Here is a 7268-nt window from a genome sequence, read left to right on the forward strand (position 1 = left end):
CGTAGTCAAGTGTGACAGGCATCACCGGCTCTTAATAATTCGCCTCACTCAGGGGCGGGGCAGGTTTAGAGCGGTGAAGAGCAGCAGCGTCTCAGCGGCTTGATAAACAGTCGGCTCGTTCGTCAGGTAATCGTTACGGTCGTCGTGATAGACAGCAGATTTCGACTGCAGACGGGCAAAGCGGTCAGACGCAGCAAGGACGATCCCGGATGATGCAAAGGCAGCGCTGTCGATCGGACCTTCAGCGACGCCGCCCGGAAGGCTGATCCCGCTCAAGTAGGTGACCTGATGGTGGAAACTACGGCTGAAATCGGTGCCAAATCCGGCAACGAACGAGACTCCGAACGGGTTCGCGCCGAGGAGATAGTCACGCTGGCGGATGGCAAGCGACTTGCCGCGCTCATCGCCCGTAGTAAGTTCGTAGAGTAATGCAAAGTTGGCGATGCCGGTTTGGGATGCGGCTGAACCCCACGGGAAGGACTCCAGCGGATAGGCGAAGGGGTTTCTGGCGGCGAGGGAGTCGTAGTGGGAAAGCAGCCTTTCGGCGAACTCCTGTGCTGGCCTGCTGATGCTGCTGGCCCGGGCGGCTGCGATCCCTGCCATATCGCCCCATGAGACCCAGTAGCCGGGCTGAACGGCGGCAAAAAGCGAGTCGGCAACCTGAAGATATGGATCCTTCCCGGTGGCGAAGTGGAGTTCGACCGCCGCTAACATCAGGTTGTCTTCCGGGTGCGGATCGCGGTATCTACGACCGGCATCGTCCGCAATGACTCTTCCTTCTCTCAACGCCTTCCAGGCTTCGCGCCAGCCTGCCTCGGCCTCTTTCAATGCCTTCACTGATAGACGACTTTCACCGGAGCGGCTGAACGCTTGCGATGCCGCCGCCATAGCTGCGCTGAAGAGCCCAAGATGCGCCGGGTCGTCATCGATCCAGACCGGGCGGTTGCGGCTCAAAGGATCCTTTTCCGGCAGACGCCAGCCGACCGAATGGTCGGTCGAGTCCTGAACCTGAACGGCGATCCAGCCTTCCCTAAAGTGTGCCTTGCCGAGCCATTCGACTCCCCACTTCAACTCCTCGATGAGATGGGAAGACGGCTTGCCGGACGAGATTCCAAAGCGCGATGGATTGAGCAAATAGGCGACCGCGAGCCGGTGTGTTGCGACGGCGGTGGTCTGGAGGAACTTGGTATAGTCGCCGGCATCGTGCCACCCGCCGGTGAGGTCCGGCGGACGCTTTGCCTCTCCGCCGAGGAGCGCCGTAGCATCGTAGGGATGACAGGGCTCCCGCGGTGGAATGCGGACATAGCCACAGCGCTGAATTTGGAAAAACCGAAGCAGTGAATCGGGTATCGCTGCACCGGGCTGCGGACCTATGGCGAAGCGGTGGGACTCCATGCCCCCGGCGAGCAGCCGGTAATCGCCCGGTCTCGTAAAGGACGTAAAATCGGCACGGTAGTGATGCGCCGTCGCGAGGTAGGTGCCTTCGTCGGGGGTAAGAGTGCCGGTATGGAGGATCGAGCCGTCATAGGCGGCAAGATGAAAGGTCCGGTCGGCGAGGAGCCGGTCGCTCGCGACGACCGCGATCTTCAGGTCCCGTGGCGCAAAGCCGACCTGGTTCACCAGTATCCGGACGCCCGAATTGGGAGGGGCAACGAACAGTTGAGCGAAGAGTAAAACGACCGACGCAGGGAGGCTCATAAGGACGATTCGAACGAGAGGTCAGTCGAATGAATAGGCTTTGCGGGGCTGGTGATTCTTGTGGCTTTCATCCGAGCGCTCCTTCAACTGGAAGGTGAGCGCGAGCAGCCCCAGCGTCGGCTGCTCGTTGCGAACGATGAAGCCGGAAGGGGCATTCAACTGCACCGGGGTGAAGTTCCAGATGCCGGGGATGCCGGCTTCGATGAGCAGTTGGCCGGTAACAGAAGCCGCTTCGGGCGGGACAGTAACGATGGCGATCCTAACCTGATGCTGACGGGCGAAGGCCTTGATGGCCGAAGGGGGCATTACCTCGATACCACCGAAACGGAGGCCGATCAGTTTCGGGCTGTTGTCGAATAGACCGATCAGCCGAAGGTTCATCCGATTGAAATAGCGGTAGTTAGCGAGCGCGGTCCCGAGGTGCCCGAGGCCGATGATGATCATCGCCTGCAGTTCATGGATGCCGAGAATCTCCTCGAGAGAGGTGATCAGGAGGTCGCGGTTGTAGCCGCGTCCGGCGCGGCCGAACTGGCCGAAGTAATGGAAGTCTTGCCGGACTTGAGTGGCTTTGATGCCAAGTTCAGCGCTTATGCGTTCCGAACTGACGAATCGAACGTCCGGGTCAAGATGCTGTAAAAACGCCAGATACCGCGCCAGGCGGGGGATCGCCAGCGACGGCGGCCGGCGGTTTAAACGCCTCGATGGAGATAGATCGGGGGGCGGTGTCGTCGAATCGGTCATGGGGTGAACAAATATAGGGTAAGAAGGCAAGGAAGGCAAGGGGGTTTGCCGTTCCCAACCGGTTTCATCATCGTCATTCTTACAATCTTGTTATTAAAGGGGGCAGATTATTCCTGGAGGTCGGACATTCCTATCCACCCTTGCAGAAAGGCAGACCTTGATATAGGGCGGACAGGAATGTCCGCCCTCCAAGGCAACTATTTTCTAACATATTAATATATCCCGCTTGCTTGCTTACGCCCGCCTACCCGAACAGACCCTCTTCCCACCCGTCGGCGGTGAAGGCGCCGCGAAGGTGCTCGACCTGCCACTTACCTCCCCGAACCGGTGTCAAGCCCATTGCGTCGAAGCGGACGAATTCGAAGCTCGCCTCCGTTTGCGTCAGGTAGTCCGTCGCGGCGCGAATTATCCGGGCTTGCTTGCGCAACGTTACCCGCAGCAGCGGCGGGATCGGCGATCCCGGCGAGCCTCGCTTCACCTCGACGAAGATGAGCGTCGCTCCCTCGCGCGCGACGATGTCGATCTCGCCGCGTCTCGTCCGGTAGTTCCGCGTCAGGACGGAGTAGCCTTGCGCGAGCAAGTGGTTGGCGGCCGCTTCCTCCGCCTCGTCGCCCGAGGCGCGGAGGTTTTTCGGCATCGAATGCGCCAGCGGTGCGAACGACAACCGGTGGTGTGGTGTCGGGCCGTGACGTTCGATGGCACGGCGGTGCTCTGCGGTGCCGTATCCCTTGTGCTGCTCGAAGGTGTAATCGGGATAGAACCGGCCGAGTCGCTCCATCAGGCGGTCGCGGGTAACTTTGGCGAGGATCGAAGCGGCAGCAATGCTGTGTGACGCCGCATCGCCGCCAATGAGCGTCCTGGCTGGACAGGAGAGAACGGGCAAGCGGTTGCCATCGATGAGGGCAAAGTCGGGTGGGACGGGCAGGCGCCGGACGGCATGTTCCATTGCCTTGAGCACAGCCTTGCCGATGCCGATTCGGTCGATGACACGGGACGAGACGGCAGCAACGGACGTAGCGACGGCGGCTTTGAGGATGAGTTGGGCGGCGCGGCGGCGGGCGGGAGCGGCGAGTTGCTTCGAGTCGATCACCAGCGCGGTGAAGTCGTCCCGGTGTATCAAGTCAAACGAAGGATCACCCGGCGGGGGCAGGATCACGGCTGCGGCGACGACCGGCCCGGCGAGCGGTCCCCGACCGACCTCATCCACCCCTGCGATCCGGCGATGACCGGCTTGCCAAAGGGTCTGCTCGTGGCGAAGGTAATCAGCGGTCAATGGACGCGGGGAGTAAGTATTCCATGTGCAGAAAATGACTGACGAATTTAGGCGGCTGAACTGCCTTTAGCGGCTTACTGCCATCGACTTTTCGGGCACAATCCGCGTGCTGCGGATTGGCCACACGCAGTCGGCTTACATCGTCTCCCCGGGCTTCGGTGCATTCGACTCCGGCAGCCTGTTGCTTGGCGCAAGATGCTCTACGCTGCCAGTTCGACGACCAACGCGTCGAGTTTGTCAAAGGACTCGGACCAGCCCGCGCCGGTCAGTTCACGGTACTGATCGGGCATTCTCTCATGCCGCAGCGTCATCATCGTTCGCCCGCCGAGGTCTTCGAGGATGATCTCAACCTGCATTTCGAGCGGCATTCCTTCCATCCCATAGTCGGTCGAGGGGACGATGTTTCCTTCGGTGTCGCCGAATGAGTCGGTGGCGACGATCCGGCGGTTAGGTTCGATCTCGAGGTAGGTGCCGGTCGACCAGATGTCGGCGACCGAGCCGTCCGGCGTCGGACCGCGCATCGCAAGCAGATACCGCCCGCCGACCCGGAAGTCGATCTTAGCCACCGGGCAGGTATAGAGCCTCGGCCCCCACCACCTGCAGGCCAGTTCCGGCTCGGACCAGCATCGCCAGACGACTTTCGGCGGCGCGTTGAAGATTCGCTTCAGGACGAGGGTGTTCAGCTCGTGGATCACCTCGAGGCCGGTATCTTTCTGGATGCGCGTCGTCAAGATCGCAAGCCGTTCCCACGACTCGACGGCACCCGCCTCCATATCGGCATTCATCATGTCGTCGAGGGCTTTCTTCGACGGGAAGCGCGACCAGGCTTTGATCCGCGTGCCGCTGCCGTCGCGCTCCAAGGTGTAGGTGTCATTGATGATAGCACCGGGCGCTCCGTCATACTCGAACGTCATCTCGAGTTTTGCAAGGGGCTCGAAGCCCAGGAACTCCCCGTGCATGAGGTGTTCGGTGCCGTTGGATTCTTTTTGGAGGAACTTCCACTTGCCGCCGGGCCGGACGTCGAGTTCAAGGACCGTGGTGGTGAGAACTGCCGGACCCCACCAGTGCGGGATCAAGTCACTCTCGGTAAGGGCGCGCCAGACGAGTCCCGGCGGCGCGGGGATATGGCGTTCCATTGCGATTTCGGTGTCGGAGACGACCCGAAAGGTGGTAGGTATATTTTGACTCATCGGATATCCTTAGGATTGATGATTTGTTGGGTCGAAGCCTGCATTTCGGCGAGCAGCGCATCGAGCCGGTCAAAGCGTTCCTCCCAGAGTTGCCGGTAACGGTCGAGGTAGTCCGCCACTTCCTTCAGGCGGTCGGGCTTGATGCGGCAGGGGCGGGTTTGCGCCCGCCGGTCGCGCTCGATGATGCCGGCGGCTTCAAGCACCTTGAGGTGCTTCGAGACGGCTGGCAAGGTGATGGTGAAGGGTCTGGCTATCTCAAGCACGGTCGCTTCGCCGCTAATCAGCCGCTCGATGATGGCGCGGCGGGTTGGGTCGGCAAGGGCGTTGAAGAGAAGACTGAGATCGTCCCGAAGAGCAAGCATAAGTTAACCGGGCGGTTATTAAACCGACAGATATAATAACCATTGAGAGTCCGATTGTCAAGCGCGGGGAGACGATGAAGAATGAAGTTAGGATTTGGGCAACCCAGGGGAATCGGCAGCCAACTTGAAATCGCATGTGAAGTTATCTGAATAAAATCCTGCTGCTGGTCATACCTTGCAGATGCGGAAGAATGATCTTCAGGACTTCACTCGTCATTCTGCAATCTACAATCATCATTCTACATTCTGCATTCCACCTTCACTTCCCCTTCCCTTTCAAGATCGCCACCGGCAGCACCATTTCCTCGAGCGACACCCCGCCGTGCTGAAAACTGTCCCGATAGAGACCAAAGTAGTGATGGAAGTTCGTCGGATATAAGAAGAACTGGTCCTCCCGGCTGAGGATGTATTCGGTGTTGATACCGCGCTGCGGCAAGCCCCACTTCGGAGGGTCTTTTATCACAATAGATTGCTTCGGATCGACCTTCAGGTTGCGACCATGCTTGTATCGAAGGCTTGTCGAGGTCGTCCGGTCGCCAATCACCTGCACTGCCCGGCGCACCCGGATAGCGCCGTGGTCGCTGGTCAGGACGACCGTCCCCCCCTTTTCGCCGTAGGCTTTCAGTATCCGGTAGAGCGACGAGTGCCCGAACCAGGCCCTCGCCACCGACCGGAACGCCGCTTCGTCAGGGATCATCTCCTTTATGACCTCAACCGACTGCCGGGTATGGACGAGGATATCGACGAAGTTATAGACCATCGAGGTGAGCGGCGCGGCGAGGTATTCGCCCAGCCGCCTCTCAAAGTCGGTTGCCTCCTCGGCTTCGAGCACCTTCACATATTTCGCCTCCGGTTTCAGGTCGAGTCCCCGACGCATCAGGAGTTGGGCAAGAAAGGCTCGCTCGTGGCGGTTGGAGGACGACTCGTCTTCGTCGCCGCGCGCCCAGAGGTCAGTATGGACGCGCTCGAGTTCGGCAGGTGTGAAGCCACTGAAGAGGGCGTTGCGAGCGTAGGGCGTAGCCGTCGGGAGAATCGCGAGGCAGGATTCGAGGCGGATGTCGAAGAACTCAGCCAGGAGCGGCTCGAGCGCGAGGTAGTGATCGAACCGGAGGCAATCGACGACCAGGAAGAGCACCGGCCCTGCGTCCCCACTCGCAGCCTGGCGAACTACCGGCACCAGGTGCCGGTCAACGACGTCCATCGAGAGGACCGGCCGCTCGCCGGGATGCGCCGCGATCCAGTCCGGGTAGTGCGCCTCAACCCACTTGCCGAAGCGTCTATCGGCGGCACTACGAATATCGCCGAGCATTTCGCGCAAGCTGGCTTCGCCCGATTCGTCGAGGTCGAGTTCCCACCGGGCGATGCGCTGATGCACGGCGATCCAGTCGTCCGCTGCCTTAGCCCTATCGACCAGATCGGAGAGTCCGGCAAACTCGCCGGCCCAGCGCTTGACCAGTTCCGAAGTCGCGATTTGGCGTCGGTCGAGAACGCCCTTTAGGACCGATAGTATCTGCGACGGATTGACCGGCTTGGTGAGAAACGCTTCGACCTGCCGCCCGATGGCTTGTTCCATCAGTTCCTCGGCTTCGTTTTTGGTCACCATCACGACCGGCAGCGTCGGCTTTATCCGCTTCAGTTCGCCGATCACTTCAAGCCCACTCATCCCGGGCATCATCTCATCGACCAGCGCGAGGTCGAAGGCGCGCCCTTCTGCCAGCGCCAGGGCGTCCGGGCCGTTCGTCACCGGCGTGATTTCGTAGCCCCGGTCGCGCAGGTAGATGAGATGCGCGCCGAGCAGGTCGATTTCGTCGTCGATCCAAAGGATATTGCGGGAGTCAGGCATAGGGGGAATGCGGAATGTAGAATTATGAATGAAGTGTACTATCTTAGCGATCTGTTGACAGTGTGATGGCTGTTCAAGTCCCCGAAGGCGTAGCCGAAGGGGACTTGAACAGCGCCCTTGGTCACAGGACGCTCCGTGGATAGATTGTCTTGTCTACTAAA

6 protein-coding genes are annotated in these 7268 nt (G+C 60.3%); all 6 read right to left on the bottom strand.

Going from position 1 to position 7268, the window contains the following annotated elements:
• Positions 1 to 48: 48 nt before the first annotated feature.
• The 6 genes from FJY67_04505 to FJY67_04530 all read right to left on the bottom strand — a co-directional run bounded on the left by FJY67_04505 (position 49) and on the right by FJY67_04530 (position 7107).
• Positions 49 to 1698, bottom strand: a complete 1650-nt coding sequence (locus tag FJY67_04505; protein ID MBM3328724.1) for a hypothetical protein — start codon at positions 1696 to 1698, stop codon at positions 49 to 51.
• A 21-nt stretch (positions 1699 to 1719) separates the two neighbouring features.
• Complete coding sequence (locus FJY67_04510) at positions 1720 to 2439, bottom strand: redox-sensing transcriptional repressor Rex (GenBank protein ID MBM3328725.1); 720 nt, start codon at positions 2437 to 2439, stop codon at positions 1720 to 1722.
• 244 nt (positions 2440 to 2683) lie between these two features.
• Positions 2684 to 3712, bottom strand: coding sequence for a ribonuclease HII (locus tag FJY67_04515; GenBank protein MBM3328726.1), 1029 nt, complete (start codon positions 3710 to 3712; stop codon positions 2684 to 2686).
• Positions 3713 to 3912: 200 nt separating this feature from the next.
• Positions 3913 to 4485, bottom strand: a complete 573-nt coding sequence (locus tag FJY67_04520; protein MBM3328727.1) for an SRPBCC domain-containing protein — start codon at positions 4483 to 4485, stop codon at positions 3913 to 3915.
• Positions 4486 to 4898: 413 nt separating this feature from the next.
• The gene (locus FJY67_04525; protein MBM3328728.1) at positions 4899 to 5264 is read right to left on the bottom strand and encodes a winged helix-turn-helix transcriptional regulator; all 366 of its coding nucleotides are present in this window, start codon (positions 5262 to 5264) and stop codon (positions 4899 to 4901) included.
• 259 nt (positions 5265 to 5523) lie between these two features.
• Positions 5524 to 7107: a bifunctional response regulator/alkaline phosphatase family protein gene (locus tag FJY67_04530; GenBank protein ID MBM3328729.1), complete on the bottom strand. Its 1584-nt coding sequence runs from the start codon at positions 7105 to 7107 to the stop codon at positions 5524 to 5526.
• Between the last annotated feature and the right edge of the window lie 161 nt (positions 7108 to 7268).

Source organism: Calditrichota bacterium, assembly GCA_016867835.1.
Lineage (GTDB): Bacteria > Electryoneota > AABM5-125-24 > Hatepunaeales > Hatepunaeaceae > VGIQ01.

Bases quoted from the DNA above. Each gene is read 5' to 3' on its own strand.
- FJY67_04505 (MBM3328724.1), bottom strand. From the start codon at position 1,698: ATGAGCCTCCCTGCGTCGGTCGTTTTACTCTTCGCTCAACTGTTCGTT.
- FJY67_04510 (MBM3328725.1), bottom strand. From the start codon at position 2,439: ATGACCGATTCGACGACACCGCCCCCCGATCTATCTCCATCGAGGCGT.
- FJY67_04520 (MBM3328727.1), bottom strand. From the start codon at position 4,485: ATGGAGGCGGGTGCCGTCGAGTCGTGGGAACGGCTTGCGATCTTGACG.
- FJY67_04525 (MBM3328728.1), bottom strand. From the start codon at position 5,264: ATGCTTGCTCTTCGGGACGATCTCAGTCTTCTCTTCAACGCCCTTGCC.
- FJY67_04530 (MBM3328729.1), bottom strand. From the start codon at position 7,107: ATGCCTGACTCCCGCAATATCCTTTGGATCGACGACGAAATCGACCTG.